This window comes from Bradyrhizobium sp. G127 (genome assembly GCF_021502575.1).
Taxonomy (GTDB): domain Bacteria; phylum Pseudomonadota; class Alphaproteobacteria; order Rhizobiales; family Xanthobacteraceae; genus Afipia.
This window is the reverse complement of the sequence record NZ_JAKFGN010000001.1, coordinates 1037794-1052277: the sequence shown is the minus strand read 5'-3', so window position 1 is coordinate 1052277 and position 14484 is coordinate 1037794. Positions and strand designations below refer to the sequence as shown.

At 63.3% G+C, this 14484-nt stretch carries 14 protein-coding genes and 1 tRNA gene; 7 read left to right on the top strand and 8 right to left on the bottom strand.

Annotation, left to right across the window (positions count from 1 at the left end):
• The first annotated feature begins 69 nt into the window (after positions 1-69).
• The 3 genes from greA to LVY71_RS05065 all read left to right on the top strand — a co-directional run bounded on the left by greA (position 70) and on the right by LVY71_RS05065 (position 1496).
• The gene (greA, locus tag LVY71_RS05075; protein WP_235098681.1) at positions 70-546 is read left to right on the top strand and encodes a transcription elongation factor GreA; all 477 of its coding nucleotides are present in this window, start codon (positions 70-72) and stop codon (positions 544-546) included.
• Between the two features lie 98 nt (positions 547-644).
• A complete protein-coding gene (locus LVY71_RS05070; protein ID WP_235098679.1) occupies positions 645-926 on the top strand; it encodes a hypothetical protein in 282 nt (93 codons plus the stop codon).
• Positions 927-1091: 165 nt separating this feature from the next.
• Complete coding sequence (locus LVY71_RS05065; protein ID WP_235098677.1) at positions 1092-1496, top strand: DoxX family protein; 405 nt, start codon at positions 1092-1094, stop codon at positions 1494-1496.
• Positions 1497-1516: 20 nt separating this feature from the next.
• Here the strand turns inward: LVY71_RS05065 and LVY71_RS05060 are convergent, their stop codons facing one another.
• Together LVY71_RS05060 and LVY71_RS05055 are read right to left on the bottom strand one after the other, a co-directional pair.
• Positions 1517-2272: a sulfite exporter TauE/SafE family protein gene (locus tag LVY71_RS05060; RefSeq protein ID WP_235098675.1), complete on the bottom strand. Its 756-nt coding sequence runs from the start codon at positions 2270-2272 to the stop codon at positions 1517-1519.
• Positions 2273-2443: 171 nt separating this feature from the next.
• Positions 2444-2926 (bottom strand): Lrp/AsnC family transcriptional regulator, encoded by a 483-nt coding sequence (locus tag LVY71_RS05055; protein WP_235098674.1) that lies wholly within the window; start codon positions 2924-2926, stop codon positions 2444-2446.
• 428 nt (positions 2927-3354) lie between these two features.
• Here LVY71_RS05055 and trxB point away from each other — a divergent pair, with 428 nt between their 5' ends.
• Complete coding sequence (gene trxB / locus LVY71_RS05050) at positions 3355-4320, top strand: thioredoxin-disulfide reductase (RefSeq protein ID WP_235098673.1); 966 nt, start codon at positions 3355-3357, stop codon at positions 4318-4320.
• A gap of 2 nt (positions 4321-4322) precedes the next feature.
• Positions 4323-5246, top strand: coding sequence for a LysR family transcriptional regulator (locus LVY71_RS05045; RefSeq protein WP_235098672.1), 924 nt, complete (start codon positions 4323-4325; stop codon positions 5244-5246).
• 303 nt (positions 5247-5549) lie between these two features.
• On the opposite strand, the gene LVY71_RS05040 is transcribed toward LVY71_RS05045, so the two are convergent.
• The gene (locus LVY71_RS05040; protein WP_283842503.1) at positions 5550-8015 is read right to left on the bottom strand and encodes a heavy metal translocating P-type ATPase; all 2466 of its coding nucleotides are present in this window, start codon (positions 8013-8015) and stop codon (positions 5550-5552) included.
• Positions 8016-8064: 49 nt separating this feature from the next.
• Between LVY71_RS05040 and LVY71_RS05035 the strand changes: the two genes are divergently transcribed.
• Entirely contained in the window at positions 8065-8340 is a 276-nt protein-coding gene (locus LVY71_RS05035; protein WP_235098670.1) for a metal-sensitive transcriptional regulator, read from the top strand.
• A 44-nt stretch (positions 8341-8384) separates the two neighbouring features.
• Here LVY71_RS05035 and LVY71_RS05030 read toward each other — a convergent pair whose 3' ends face one another.
• The 5 genes from LVY71_RS05030 to LVY71_RS05010 form a co-directional block, all read right to left on the bottom strand.
• Complete coding sequence (locus LVY71_RS05030; protein ID WP_235098669.1) at positions 8385-9155, bottom strand: enoyl-CoA hydratase; 771 nt, start codon at positions 9153-9155, stop codon at positions 8385-8387.
• Positions 9156-9165: 10 nt separating this feature from the next.
• Positions 9166-9600: a MarR family winged helix-turn-helix transcriptional regulator gene (locus LVY71_RS05025; RefSeq protein WP_235098668.1), complete on the bottom strand. Its 435-nt coding sequence runs from the start codon at positions 9598-9600 to the stop codon at positions 9166-9168.
• A gap of 157 nt (positions 9601-9757) precedes the next feature.
• Positions 9758-9834: transfer RNA gene (locus LVY71_RS05020), tRNA-His, on the bottom strand.
• A gap of 234 nt (positions 9835-10068) precedes the next feature.
• Positions 10069-10497 (bottom strand): phasin, encoded by a 429-nt coding sequence (locus LVY71_RS05015; RefSeq protein WP_235100016.1) that lies wholly within the window; start codon positions 10495-10497, stop codon positions 10069-10071.
• A gap of 204 nt (positions 10498-10701) precedes the next feature.
• Positions 10702-11076: a phasin family protein gene (locus tag LVY71_RS05010; protein ID WP_235098667.1), complete on the bottom strand. Its 375-nt coding sequence runs from the start codon at positions 11074-11076 to the stop codon at positions 10702-10704.
• A gap of 338 nt (positions 11077-11414) precedes the next feature.
• Between LVY71_RS05010 and LVY71_RS05005 the strand changes: the two genes are divergently transcribed.
• Positions 11415-14384, top strand: a complete 2970-nt coding sequence (locus LVY71_RS05005; protein WP_235098666.1) for a PAS domain-containing sensor histidine kinase — start codon at positions 11415-11417, stop codon at positions 14382-14384.
• Positions 14385-14484: the final 100 nt, after the last annotated feature.

Genomic DNA, 14484 nt, shown 5'->3' with positions numbered 1-14484 from the left:
AAAGGGCTCACATCAAGACGTTTCGTGCCTGCAAATGGTCGCCGCACGAAGTTCAAGGACGACGACGAAATGGTTGAAAAGGTACCGATGACCCAGGGCGGTTACGCCGCGCTGGAAGTTGAATTGAAGCAGCGCCAGTCGGTGGAGCGTCCGCGCATCGTCGAGGCGATTGCGGAAGCGCGCTCGCACGGCGACCTGTCGGAAAACGCCGAGTACCATGCTGCAAAGGAAGCGCAGTCGCATAACGAGGGCCGCATCGCGGAACTCGAGGACAAGCTGGCGCGCGCCGACATCATCGATGTGTCGAAACTGTCCGGCGACACCATCAAGTTCGGCGCGACCGTCACCCTGGTGGACGAAGACACCGAGAAAAAAGCCGTCTGGCAGATCGTCGGCGAGCCCGAGGCCGACGCCAAGAAAGGCCGCATCTCGATCACCTCGCCGCTCGCGCGCGCGCTGATCGGCAAGAAGAAGGGCGCGTCGGTGGAAGTCGTCGCGCCGGGCGGCGCCAAGGCTTACGAGATCACCAAGGTCGACTGGAAGTAGCCGGTCGGACGCCCTCTGCGGAGCGGTGCAATGAAAATGGCCGGGACATCCCGGCCATTTGCTTTAGGATCGGCAGCATTCGGGATGGATTTTGAACGATGCGGACATTCCATCTGATCGTAACGCTGGCGGTAACGTTGATGGCCGCCCCGCTTGCGCACGCCGCCGAGATCGACGTCCCTCCGCCGCTTAAACCAAAAGAGCTGTCGGTTTACGTCAACCAGCCGAACTGCACGCGCTGGACCGATGACTGCGTGAACTGCGCGCGCGGCCCGGACGGTCAAGCGCCGGTCTGTTCGAACATCGGCCTTGCGTGTCAGCCGAAGGCCATCCGCTGCATCGGCGCAGATATTCCGCAGGGCGAACCGCAGAAAAAATAGCGGAGCCGGTATCAAAGCGGAAACCGGGGCACACGCGTAACACTGTCTCTGTCGGATTATTCCAGTTCGCCCCACGAAATCGTCATCGGTTCCGGGACGCAGCGCGCTTTCGATTCCGCCTTCGGCGCGATAACAAAGTGTGTGGAATCAAACAGGGGGTTGTCCATGCAATTCGAATTTCTCGCACCGTACCGACCGCAGCTTCTCAGCGTGCTTCGCATCATCACCGGCCTGCTGCTGTTTCAGTACGGCGTCGCCAAACTTTTCAAGTTTCCGGTGCTGCCGTATTTCGCCAACATCCCGCCACTGATCGTGGCGGCCGGCACCCTCGAACTCGTGCTCGGCGCGCTACTGATCGTCGGATTGTTCACGCGCCTCTCCGCCTTTATCCTTTCCGGTGAAATGGCGTTCGCCTACTTCATGGGGCACATGTTCAAGACCGGCGAACCGGTCTGGCATCCGCTGAACAACGGCGGCACCGGAGCCGCCTTGTTCTGCTTCGTCTGCCTTTATCTGGCGAGCGCCGGCGCAGGCCCATGGAGCATCGACGCGTCGCGCGGCAAGTCCTGATCCTGCTAAATAACTGAGCTTTATCTCAGGAAGAACACGGTAGTTAACCCCGCGCCGACGGCCACCACCGCGGCGCGGATTATTTTTTCCGGCACGATGCGCGCGAGACTGACACCATAGTAGCCGCCGAGCGCCGACGATGCGATCGTGACCAGCGCCTGCGGCCAATGCACCAGACCGCCCGCGATCAGCAATGCCGCCGAGACTACCTGGATCAGGAACGCGACGAGAATCTTGGTCGCGTTGGCCTTGTGAAAGTCACCGCTCTCGATGATCGACAACGCTGCGAGCATCATGATGCCCACGCCCGCGCCGAAGAAGCCGCCATAGATCGCGACGATCATCATCACCACATAGGCGACGAGCTTCGCAACGGTGTGCTGGCCCTGCGACCAGCGCGCGACGAACAGGCGAATCTGCCTGCTGAACGCGAACATCAGCGTCGCCAGCAGGAGCAGCCAGGGCACCAGCGGGCGGAAGCCGCCGTCGCCGAGCCAGATCAGCAGTAACGCGCCGACGCCGCCGCCGATCAGGCCGATGATCGCGAACGGAATCATCTCGCGGAAATGCGCGCGCACCTCGGAGCGATAGGCCGCGACGCTGGCGAGATTGGCGGGGGTCAGCGCAACCGCGCTGGTGGCGTTGGCATCGAGCGTCGGCAATCCGCTGACGACAAGCGCCGCGAAGGTGACGAAGGTGCCGCCGCCGGCAATGGCATTCATGGTGCCCGCGGTGAATCCTGCCACCGCCAGCACGAAGATCTGGAACAGAGTCAAACGTCAGCCCCCTTCACGCAAATGGGCGCGAGGGAAGCGCCCGGCAGCGCGCTTCTAGCTCATCGGATCGGGAAGGAGAACGTCGCCCCTCGAAGGGAGGCCATGTGGGAACGCGGCTTTTGTCCAGTCATTCCAGCAGTCAAGCCGGTGCCGGCCGGCAGTGACGCGCAATCAGGCCTGTGCGACTTTCAGTTCGAGCGGCACGTCCGGCGCGTCCTTGGAATTGTGCAGCACCAGCGAGGTCCGCACGTTGCGCACGTGAGGCGCGGCGGTGAGATGCGAGACGAAGTTCTGGAAGGTCGCCATGTCCGGCGCGACGCATTTGAGAATGAAATCGACGTCGCCCGACAGCATCCAGCATTCGCGGACCAACGGCTCCTTGCGAACGAAGTCCTCGAAGGCGCGCAGGTCGGCGTCGGCCTGACTCGACAGATGCACCGACGCGAACACGGTGACATCGAAGCCGAGCGACGGCGGATCGAGCAGGCCGCGGTAACCGCGGATGTAGCCCTCCTCCTCCAGCGTGCGGACCCGGCGCAGGCAGGGCGGCGGCGAAATGCCGACCCGCTTGGCCAGTTCGACATTGGTGATCCGGCCGTCGGCCTGAATTTCACTGAGGATTTTCAGATCGATTTCGTCGAGGCTCTTTGACACTAGTGTCCCGTATCCGGCGTTCGCTTCATTTTGCAGCGCCTTCCGTGCGAACGCCGGATACGAAAGGACACTAGAAATTATGGATTCCGGTGTGGTTTTGGTCCGCAGGTCCGTATCCGAGCGCGCAGCGGGTATGATACGGACTGCGAACCACCACGCCGCTGTCCCGGTTTCTGGACGCCCGTCACTTCCAGGCGATTCCGGCACAGTTCTAGCCAGCCGGCGCGGTTCGCGCAATTTTATTTCGTCATTGCGACAGGTCATGCGGAGCTGGGGAAAATTGCAGGATATGGGTTGCATATCTTGCATAGCTCACAGGAAAGCCTACATTTGGAATTGGCACTTTCGACGCCGCAGCGAAGCCTTTGCGGGCATTTCCCGCCTCTTCGCTGGCCAATCCATGCAACAAAGCTATTGAGGGTCGCGTTATGGCCGCTCCCATTCATGCCAAGGTCGTCATCATCGGGTCAGGGCCTGCCGGCTACACCGCCGCCATCTACGCCGCGCGCGCGATGCTTGAGCCCGTGCTGATTCAGGGCATCCAGCCTGGCGGCCAGCTCACCATCACCACCGACGTCGAGAACTATCCGGGCTTTGCCGACGTCATCCAGGGCCCTTGGCTGATGGAGCAGATGGAGAAGCAGGCGGCCCATGTCGGCACCAAGATCGTCACCGATCACGTCAACAAGCTCGAACTGAGCCAGCGCCCGTTCCGCATCACCACCGACAGCGGCGACGTGTATCTGGCCGACGCCGTGATCCTGTCCACCGGCGCGCAGGCGCGCTGGCTTGGCATTCCCTCGGAAGAGAAATTCAAGGGCTTCGGCGTCTCGGCCTGCGCCACCTGCGACGGCTTCTTCTATCGCAACAAGGACGTCTTCGTGATTGGCGGTGGCAACACCGCTGTCGAGGAAGCGCTGTTCCTGACCAACTTCGCCTCCAGCGTCACGCTGGTCCATCGCCGCGACAGCCTGCGCGCCGAGCGCATTCTGCAGGATCGCCTGTTCAAGCACCCCAAGATCAAGGTGATCTGGGACAGCGAGATCGAAGAAATCCGCGGCGCCGAAAATCCGGCGAAGGTCACCCATATACGCCTGAAAAATCTCAAGAGCGGCACTGTGACCGAACACGCCACCGACGGCGTTTTCATCGCCATCGGCCATGCGCCGGCGACCGAACTCGTCACCGGGCAGTTGAAACTGAAACCCTCCGGTTACGTCGAGATCGCACCGCATTCCACCGCCACTTCAGTGCCCGGCGTGTTCGCGGCGGGCGACGTCGCGGATGAAACCTATCGCCAGGCCGTCACAGCGGCCGGCCTCGGATGTATGGCGGCACTTGAAGCGGAACGTTTCCTGGCTCACAGCGCGACAGAACGCGCAGCGGCGGAGTAACCATGCCTCGAACACGCGACGGATTGAGCGATATGGATTGGGACAAGTTAAAGGTATTTCACGCGGCTGCGGAAGCGGGCAGTTTCACCCATGCCGGCGAGCAGCTCGGACTGTCGCAATCGGCGGTCTCCCGACAGGTCAGCGCGCTGGAGCAGGAACTATCGGTGTCGCTGTTTCACCGCCACGCGCGCGGGCTGATCCTGACCGAACAGGGCGACCTGCTGTTTCGCACCGCGCATGACGTGTTCATGCAGTTGCAGGCGGCGCGCGCCAAGCTCACCGATAGCCGCGAACGGCCGAGCGGCGACCTCAAGGTCACGACAACACCGGGTGTCGGCATCAACTGGCTGATTCCGCGGCTCGGCGAATTCACCGCGCTGTATCCCGAGATCCGTATCTCGCTGATCGTCACCGACGAGGAACTCGACCTGTCGATGCGCGAGGCCGACGTCGCGATCCGCACCCGCAAGCCGACCCAGCCCGATCTCATTCAGCGCAAACTGTTCTCGATGGGCTTTCACGCCTATTGCTCGCCGGAATACGTCAAGCGCTACGGCACGCCGCGTACGCTCGACGAACTCGATGCGCACCGGATCATCATGCTGAGCGACCAGAACGTGCCGCAGCACCTGCAAAACAGAAACTGGCTGGTGGAAGCCAACCGCAACGGCTCCGGCCCGCGCGAGCCGGTCTTCCGGGTCAACAACATCCTCGGCCTGGTGCGTGCCTGCCAGCAGGGCCTCGGGATCGCGGCGCTGCCGGACTATCTGGTGGAGGATAACAACCGGCTGGTGCAGCTTTTCGGCGAAGCCGATTCAATCCAATTGGATACTTATTTCGTCTATCCCGAAGAATTGAAGTCGGTGGCGCGCGTGCAGGTTTTCCGCGACTTTATCGTCAGTAAAGCCCAGCGTTGGCCGGGTTAAGCCGGTTCAAACGGACGTTTGAGCCTCCCATCCTGAGCATGACTGACATACCGGGATCGGAGTTGTCCGCACCGGAAGTCGAGGACCATACTCTCTCCACACTGAGTGAGCGCGTTTGCACATTGTCCCCCTCCTCCAGCGGGCGCGCGCATTCAGTTATCCCTCTTGGAAGGTGATTGTGTCGGCCTCACGTGGCCAAAACTAAACAGGCCGGGCTCTTTAGCCCGGCCTTTTTTCTGCACTAAATTTCCATTGACGCACATGGCGCAGGTCAAAAATCTACGCGCGCGCGCGTCTTGAAAATCACGAATGAAGCTTCGCGCGCGACAACCGCAGCGCATTGCCGATCACACTGACGGACGACAGCGCCATGGCCGCGGCGCCCAGCATCGGCGACAGCAGGATCCCGAACACCGGATAGAGCGCGCCCGCTGCAATCGGAACACCCGCTGCATTATAGAGAAAAGCGAACACCAGATTCTGGCGGATGTTGCTCATGGTGGCCTGCGACAGCCGGCGCGCTTCCACCAGGCCCATCAGGTCGCCGCGCAGCAAGGTGATGCCTGAACTTTCGATCGCCACGTCGGTGCCGCTACCCATGGCGATGCCAACATCCGCCGCGGCGAGCGCAGGCGCATCGTTGATGCCGTCGCCGGCCATCGCCACCACCCGGCCCTCGCCGCGCAGCCGCGTGACCACATCGCTCTTTCGTTCCGGCAGAACGTCGGCCTCGACCTCGGCAATGCCGAGCGTTTTCGCCACCGCTTGCGCTGTCGTCACATTGTCACCGGTAAGCATGACGATGCGCAGACCGTTCGCGCGCAACTGCCTCAGCGCCTCCGGTGCGCTCAGCTTGATCGGATCGGCGACGGCGATGACGCCGGCGGCGCGGCCGTCGACCGCGACATAGATCGCGGTCGCGCCGCGTTCGCGCTGCTCCAGCGCGTCCTTCTCCAGCGCCCGGGTATCGACGTTCGACACTTGCATGATTGAAGCATTGCCGAGCACGACCTTGCGGCCATCGACGGTGCCGCTGGCGCCCTTGCCCGCGGGCGAGTCGAAGTTCTGAACCTCGGCAAGCGCAAGGCCCTGCTCCTTCGCCGCGTTCAGGATCGCAAAGGCCAGCGGATGCTCGCTGCCTCGCTCGACGCTGGCGGCCAGCCGCAGCAACGCGTCGCGTTCGAAGCCATCGGCCGCGACAATAGCCACCACCTTCGGTTTGCCTTCGGTGAGCGTGCCAGTCTTGTCGATCACCAGCGTGTCGACCTTCTCCATCCGCTCCAGCGCTTCCGCATCCCGGATCAGAATGCCGGACCGCGCACCGCGGCCGACGCCGACCATGATCGACATCGGCGTCGCCAGACCGAGCGCGCAGGGACACGCGATGATCAGCACCGTCACCGCCGCGACCAGCGCGTAAGTAAAGCGCGGCTCCGGACCGAATACCGTCCAGGCGGCGAACGCCACCAGAGCCGCAGCGATCACCACCGGCACGAACCAGCCTGCGACCTGATCCGCCAGCCGCTGCACCGGCGCACGTGAACGCTGCGCCCGCGCCACCAGATCGACGATCCGCGCCAGCATGGTGTCGCGGCCGATCTTCTCGGCGCGGATTACGAGGCCGCCGCTCTGGTTGACGGTGCCGCCGATCACTTTTGCGCCTTCGCTCTTTTTCACCGGCATGGATTCGCCGGTGACGAGGGATTCATCCACCAGCGACGATCCGTCGGTGACGACGCCGTCGATCGGAATCTTCTCGCCCGGCCGCACCCGCAGCAGGTCACCCACCGTGATGACATCAATGTCGATGTCTTCATCGCCATGCGCGCCAATGCGCCGAGCCGTCTTCGGTGCGAGGCCGAGCAGCGCGCGGATCGCGCCGGAGGTCTGGGCGCGGGCGCGCAGCTCCAGCACCTGTCCCAGCAGCACCAGCACGGTGATGACGGCGGCGGCCTCAAAATACACTGAGACTGCGCCATGCATATCGCGGAACGCGTCCGGGAACACCTGCGGCACCAAGGTCGCGACGACGCTGTAGACATAAGCGACGCCGGTGCCCATGGCGATCAGGGTGAACATGTTGAGATTGCGGGTGACGACCGAGCGCCAGCCGCGCTCGAAGAACGGCCAGCCCGCCCACAATACCACCGGCGTCGCCAGCACGAACGATATCCAGTTGGATGTTTGCCCCGGCAGCAGGTGGATGCCGGCGAGATGCACGGTCATATCCATGACGAACACCGGCAGCGTCAGGACGAGTCCGATCCAGAACCGCCGCGTCATGTCGATCAGTTCGGGATCGGGTTTATCGTCGAGCGACACGGTTTCGGGTTCGAGCGCCATGCCGCAGATCGGGCAGCTTCCGGGCCCGACCTGGCGAATTTCCGGGTGCATCGGGCAGGTGTAAATCGTGCCTTCCGGCAGTTTTTCTTTGGGCGCGGAGGGTTTCGAGGCCAGATACTTTTCCGGATCAGCCTCGAATTTCGTACGGCAGCCTGCAGAACAGAAGAAATAATCCTGCCCTTTATAGGCAAAGCGATGTTTCGCCGTCGCCGGATCGACGCTCATGCCGCAGACCGGATCGACCGCCTTGGTCGACCCGGTTTGATCCCGGTCAACGCACCCGCCCCCCCCGGCATGCGAATGATCGTGCGCCCCATGATGCGCATGGGAGTGATCGTGCTTGTAATGGTCGTGAGCATGACCGCCAGAGCCGCAGCAGCCGCAGCAGCCGCCCTCGCCTTTGTCCCGTTGTCCGGCTGATCCCATGACCCACACCCGCTTGCAATAAATACCCGCTAGGGGTATATAGTATAGCATGCGCAAGGAAATCAAGTCGTCCTGCCTGAAAAGGCTGAAACGGATCGAAGGGCAGGTTCGCGGTCTCGCGGGAATGGTCGAAGAAGATCGCTATTGCATCGACATCGTCACGCAGATCGCAGCCGCCCGCGCCGCCCTGCGGCGAGTCGAGGAGGAAATCCTGCGCGACCATGTCGCGCATTGCGTGGAGCATGCGATCGCGTCCGGCGACAAGGCGGACCAGCGCCGCAAGATCGCGGAACTGATGGACGTGGTGAGCCGGGCTGATCGCTGACACATCCAGCGAAAGAAAAAGCCGGTCAGATGACCGGCTTTCGCTCATGCACTGATCTTGGAAAAATCCGGTGGGCGGCGCTCGGCAAAGGCCATGAGCGCCTCGCGCGCCTCCGGTCCCTTCAGCCGCGCCCGCAGGATGTCGCCCTCGCGCTCCATCTGCGCCTGCAGGGAGCCGACGTCGCGCATCAGCGCCTTGGTCTGCGCCAGCGAACCGGCCGGACGCTTGACCAGCGCAAGCGCTGCGTTCCGCGCCTTGCCGCGCAACTCCTCGAGCGGCACCTGCGCATTGGCAAGACCGATCGCGACGGCAGTGGCGGCATCCACCGGTTCGCCGAAGGCGAACATCTCGAAGGCCTTGGCGTAGCCGACGCGGGCCGGAAGCAGATGGGTCGATGCCGCTTCGGGCACCAGCGCGATGTTGACGAACGGGGTAATCAGCCGCGCGGTCGGCGCGACATAGACGAGATCGCAATGCAGCAGCATGGTGGTGCCGATGCCGACGGCGTTGCCCTGCACGGCGGCAATGATCGGCTTTGTCGCCGAGGAGATGTTCTTCAGAAAGCGGCCGACATGCAGCACGCCTCCTTGGGATTTCGACTGCGCGGCAAAGTCGGCCATGTCGTTGCCGGCGGTGAAACTGTCGCCATCGCCCTGAAACACCACCGCGCGAATGGCGGGATCGGTCTCGGCGCGTTCCAGCGCATCGGCCATCGCGCCGTACATGGCGTTCGTGATCGCGTTCTTCTTGTCAGGGCGCGCCATGGTGACGGTGAGCACCCCTGAATCGAATTCCACCTTGACGTGATCGGTCATCGCATCCTCCTTACTCGGTTTGAGATTGTTCGGTGTCCTTGGGAAACTTGCGCTGAAGGCTGGTCAGCCAGCGTGAGACCACATCGATCTCCGCTTCCGAAAAACCTTCGATAAGCTTGGCATTCAGCCCCTGCGCACGCGCCGTTGCATGTTTGCGCGCATCACGTCCAGCCGGCGTGAGGTAGAGCCGCAGCGCACGGCTGTCCTGGTCGTCGCGCTGGCGCCGGATGAATCCCGCGCGCTCCATGCGGGTCGCAAGGCCGGTCATGGCCGACGGAACCAGGTCGAGCGTGTCGGCGACCTCGCCGATCAAAGCGCCGTCCTTCTGCCCCAGAACGAAGAGTACGCCCGCCTGCGCCGCTGACAGGCTTTGCTGCTCCATGCCTCGCTGCAGCCGGCGGAAGCCAACGCTCATCAGGTAAATCAATCGGCGGTCGGGCTGCATGATGAGCCCCGTATATATTTCACATGTGAAATATCAAGCCGGTTTTGCGCCCGCGGCGTCTGCGCAAACCAGCCATACGCACGGCACCCGCAACCGGTCACCCGCCGCCGGAACGGCGGTCACACGAACTCATGAAGACTGTCGGGGGAGGAAGGAGTGGTACAGTTGGGTGGGATCGAACCACCGACCTCCGGATCCACAATCCGGCGCTCTAACCAGCTGAGCTACAACTGCATTTTCAAATCGCACGGCAGCCAAACGTCTGCCCTGCCCGAGGCGGCGATTTCGCGGGAAACTAGGTGCAACGCCGCGCTTTGGCAAGACGCTTCGGCGGCCTGACCGCACCATAAAAACCCGGCTATTGGTGAGTGCCAGGACTGAACGGGTTCAGCCGCGCCGCCCGATCTGCTGGGGAAAGAACAGGAAAACGGCGCGCCTTGCGGATCGCGCCTCAACCCCGCCCTGCGTTTAGACGCCGGTCTTGAAGGCTTTCGCCGCGCCGGTCTTGATCGGCTCGACGGCATCGGTCGCGACCTTCTGGGTCAGCGCCGCAAGGTCCTGGGACTGGGCGGTCAGCACCTCGAATTGCTTGCGCGCGTGGGCATTCACCAGTTCGAACGCTTCCGGCAGCGACTTCACGCCAAGCAGGCTCTGGGCGAAATCGAACGCCGACTCGGTGTTGGTTCGGGCGATGTCGATCACCTTCGCAGTGAAATCGCCCGCGCCCTTGGTGGCCGATGCGTAGACCGCTTCCATGGCACCATTGCTGGATTCAGCCGCTTCCTTGAGCTTCTGATAGCCCTCGCGGGCCTGCGAAACGCCCTGCTCGGCGAACGCGCGAACCTGCTCCGGAACCTGAAACGGGGTGACATTCGAAAACGGATCGTGCGCGCTCATGGAAACGTCCTTGTGCTGGAATTCGGGCCGCGCGCCGAAGGCGAGCGGCAAAGCCGTCATCGCGGGCGCGTGGCCTGCAGGAGATCGGCATTATGTTGCACTATATGGCCGGTCTTGTGCATTGCAATAACATCGCCTGCATCCCTGATCCGGCGCGGCCGCCGGGTCGGGATGCGGTTAACGGCACAGGCCTTGCGAGGGGCCTTATTTGGGTTTGGCGGCGTCCATCGCTGCACGGGTCACGGTCTGGCCCATTTCGCTGGCCTGCTCGGCCAGAACGCGCATCTGGGCCTGCACGTACTCAGTGTGGAGGCGCATCACCTCGGTGAGATCCTTGGCGTGGATGAGCTGCTGCGCATAGGCCAGCGAGGCCTGCACGTTCTTTTCCGCAAAGGCGATGGCCTTGGCGCTGATGTCCTTGGCTGCGGCGCCGGGAGCGCCCATCGACGGGCCGCCAAAAGCCGCCGCCGTCTGCTGGGCGGTACTGATGAAGGATTCGAACGCCTTGCGGGCCTGATCGAGGCTGGTTTCCGCCATCGAGCGCATTTCCTTCGGAATTTCGAAACGATCGCCTGACATGTCGCATCCTCCTGTGCATGCCGGAACCATTGGCTGGCTTCCGGGTGTCCTGCAAATTTATCGCCAAGCGACATCGCGCATATGACGCAGCGCAGCGACGGCTTCTATCTATCGTGACCGTTTGAATATCTTTTGCAACACCTCAACGCCCCGACAGCGCCGGGGTTCGCGCCCCGATTAACGTTATCGCGGGTTTGGCGGGTTAGTGTCGCACCGCACCGATGGACCTCGCGGCAGCCACGCCATACTAATCATTTGTTAAGGCTGTCCGATCCGCCCCAGACGCCGAAACCGGCGTCGCAACAGCGAGACGCATAAGCATTGCCGGGTTGTTCAACATGAGCGAAGCCGATTTCCAGCTTCATGGGATCCGCGATCCGCGCCTTGCGGTTCACGCGACGAGCACCATGCCGGCATGGGTCTGGTCGCTCGATGGCGCACATATTCTGTGGGCCAATGCCGCAGGTGCACGCCTGTTCGGCGCGCGCAACGCCGCAATTCTTGCGGAGCGAACCATCGGTCCCGCGGACCCGCGTCGCCGCCAGGCCGCCCAGCTCGCGGCACGACTCTCGCCATCCGGCCCGGCGCGGCTTGAACGGCTGCGCGGTTTCGGCGCACCGCTCGGCCGCCTGCTGACATGCGCATGCGTGCGGCTGGTTTTTCCCGACGGAAGCAGTGGGCTTCTCATCGCCGCCGCCGAGCCTGTCGGGCGTCCGATGCCGCTCACCGAGCGCGTTGCCAATCTGGCCGACAGTGTCACGATGCCAGCCATGATCTTCACGCCGAACGGCGCGCTGGCGGCAGTCAACGAAACTGCGAAGCGCTTCACCCCGCTGCTCACCGATCTCACCGGGCCCGGCTTCGACGACGCACGCAGCATCGCGCTCCGTGACGGACAGTCGGCAATGCAAATGAACATTGGCCGGGTCGGGGTGCATCGCGTCGGCACTGCGGACACAACAGTGCTGGTCGCCCTGATCGGCGCCGTGAGCGTGCCCAAGCCGATACCGAGGCCTGTGCCCGTGATTGTCGCCCCGGATGTCGAGACCGCACCGGTCAGCGAGCCTGAAGTTGAACATGCTGCGCCGGTTACAGAGGCCGTTGCGGTATCGGCGCCAGAACCTTCTCCGATCGAATCTGCGAGCGAACCGAGCGCCGACGCACCCATTGATGACGTGGCGGAGAAGCGATCGGCGGAGCAACCCGGCGACGTGATGCCGGTCGATGTGTTCGAATCAGCGTTCGATGAAGCGCCCGCGCCGGACTCTGCTGATCAGGAACCCTTCGAGACGACGACCCAGTCCGAAGAGTTCACTGACGACGCAGCCGCGCAGACCGCCATCGAAGAAACTCTACAAGAGAGCATCCCGGAAACGCTCCAGGACATCGTGCAGGATAATATCGACGAGCAACCGCCCGCCGCGCGACCGCACGATACGCTGCAGCCCCCCGGCGATGCGCAAGACAGCGCCCCGAAAGACGATTTTCCGCAACAACAGGCCAAGCCCGTGGACATTCCGCAGAACGTCGTACCGTTTCCCGTCGCCGAGCCGAAATCGCCGACCCTGACGCCGGTCGAGAGCAACGCATTCGACGAGCTGGCGCGGCAGCTCTCGGCGCGCCTCGAAGCCGACCTCGCAAACCAAGCTGCGCCGGACAACGTGTCGGCGGATTCGCACGCGGCCGATGCCGCGATTCCGGAAATCGAGGCTCCATCCCGAATGGAGACCGAATATCCCGCGGCATTCACGCCGCGCGAGCCTGCGCTGCCGCGCGCGAATTCCGCGCAGGATACGCTGCTGCTCGATCGTCTGCCGGTTGGCGTGCTGGTCTACCGGCTCGACCGGCTGATCTACGCCAACAGTGCGTTCCTCAATTCAACCGGCTATGACAGCCTGCATGCGGTCGCCGAGGCCGGCGGCCTCGATGCGCTAACCGTTGAAGCCGGTGCCGGCTCGGCGAGCAGCACATCGGAGACAGGCACGCCCGTCGTGATTGCGGCAACCAGCGAGAGCGGTCCCGAAAAGGGCCAGCCAGCCGACGCACGGCTGTTCGCCATCACATGGGACAATGAACCGGCGCACGCATTGGTGTTTTCCGGCCCGCGCAGCGAGCCGCGTTCCGAGCAACGCGCCGAACCCGCAGCTGTGATCGCAGCGGCGGCTGTTCAGACCCAGGACATACAGACGAAAGCCAACACACAGGCCGAGGAGCTCGCCACCATCCTCGACACCACCGCCGAAGGCGTCGTGATCTTCGACGATGAAGGCCGCCTGCTGTCATGCAATCGCAGCGCCGAGGCGCTGTTCGGCCGCAACGACGCCGAGATCGCCGGGCTCAATCTCACCGACCTGTTCGCGCCGGAAAGCCAGCGCGCGGTGCTGGACTATGTGGAAAGCATCAAGACCACCAGCGTTGCAAGCCTGCTCGATCACGGCCGCGACATGCTGGGCCGCGTGCGCGACGGCGGCACGATCCCGCTGTCGATGACCATCGGCCGGACGCGGCCGGGCAGCGCGCGCTTTTTTGCGATCTTCCGCGATCTGTCGCAGGCGAAGAAGAACGAAGGCGAATTGATACAGGCGCGGCGGCAGGCCGAGCGCGCGATGACGGCGAAGGCCGACATTCTGGCGCGGATCAGCCACGAGGTCCGCATGCCGCTCAACGCCATCATCGGCTTCTCCGACGTGATGATCGACGAGCGCTTCGGCGCGCTCGGCAACGAGCGCTATGTCGAATACATGAAGGACATCCGCGCTTCCGGCCAGCGGGTGATGGCGATCATCGACGACCTGCTCGATCTCACGCGCATCGAATCCGGCAAGATGGATCTGTCGTTCGCAAACCAGGATCTCAACAGCATGGTTGAGCAATGCGTTGCGGTGATGCAGCCGCAGGCCAACCGGGAACGCATCATCATCCGCACCTCGCTGGCCCACTCGCTGCCGACCGTGAAGGCCGATGCCCGCGCGCTGCGCCAGATCGCGCTGAACCTGATCGGCAACTCGATCCATCTCGCCAACGCCGGCGGACAGGTCATCGTCTCGACAGCGACCACCGATTTCGGCGACATCGTGCTGCGGGTCCGCGACACCGGCCCTGGCCTCAATGACAACGAGATCGCCGCCGCAATGGCGCCGTTCCGCACGACGGGCGCCTCGGATCAGACCGCGGACAGCTCTGCGGTCAACCTGTCGCTGACCAAGGCGCTTGTGGAAGCCAACCGCGCGCAGTTCCACATCAAGACCGCGCCGCATTCCGGCACGCTGATCGAGGTGGTGTTCTCCCACGCCAGCGCGATTGCGTAGAGCAATCTGGAATCTCTCTAAATCCGCGATCTCGCGACATAGCGCCGCGTGAATACGCTCGCTCTGTGCGCTACAGACACCGGCACACGCGCTGCAACGC

Coding starts and splice junctions, on each gene's coding strand:
- LVY71_RS05040 (WP_283842503.1), bottom strand. CDS start 8,015: ATGGGATCAGCCGGACAACGGGACAAAGGCGAGGGCGGCTGCTGCGGC.
- LVY71_RS05005 (WP_235098666.1), top strand. CDS start 11,415: ATGAGCGAAGCCGATTTCCAGCTTCATGGGATCCGCGATCCGCGCCTT.
- LVY71_RS05030 (WP_235098669.1), bottom strand. CDS start 9,155: ATGACCGATCACGTCAAGGTGGAATTCGATTCAGGGGTGCTCACCGTC.
- trxB (WP_235098673.1), top strand. CDS start 3,355: ATGGCCGCTCCCATTCATGCCAAGGTCGTCATCATCGGGTCAGGGCCT.
- LVY71_RS05065 (WP_235098677.1), top strand. CDS start 1,092: ATGCAATTCGAATTTCTCGCACCGTACCGACCGCAGCTTCTCAGCGTG.
- LVY71_RS05070 (WP_235098679.1), top strand. CDS start 645: ATGCGGACATTCCATCTGATCGTAACGCTGGCGGTAACGTTGATGGCC.
- LVY71_RS05015 (WP_235100016.1), bottom strand. CDS start 10,497: ATGAGCGCGCACGATCCGTTTTCGAATGTCACCCCGTTTCAGGTTCCG.
- LVY71_RS05045 (WP_235098672.1), top strand. CDS start 4,323: ATGCCTCGAACACGCGACGGATTGAGCGATATGGATTGGGACAAGTTA.
- LVY71_RS05010 (WP_235098667.1), bottom strand. CDS start 11,076: ATGTCAGGCGATCGTTTCGAAATTCCGAAGGAAATGCGCTCGATGGCG.
- LVY71_RS05025 (WP_235098668.1), bottom strand. CDS start 9,600: ATGCAGCCCGACCGCCGATTGATTTACCTGATGAGCGTTGGCTTCCGC.
- LVY71_RS05035 (WP_235098670.1), top strand. CDS start 8,065: ATGCGCAAGGAAATCAAGTCGTCCTGCCTGAAAAGGCTGAAACGGATC.
- greA (WP_235098681.1), top strand. CDS start 70: ATGGTTGAAAAGGTACCGATGACCCAGGGCGGTTACGCCGCGCTGGAA.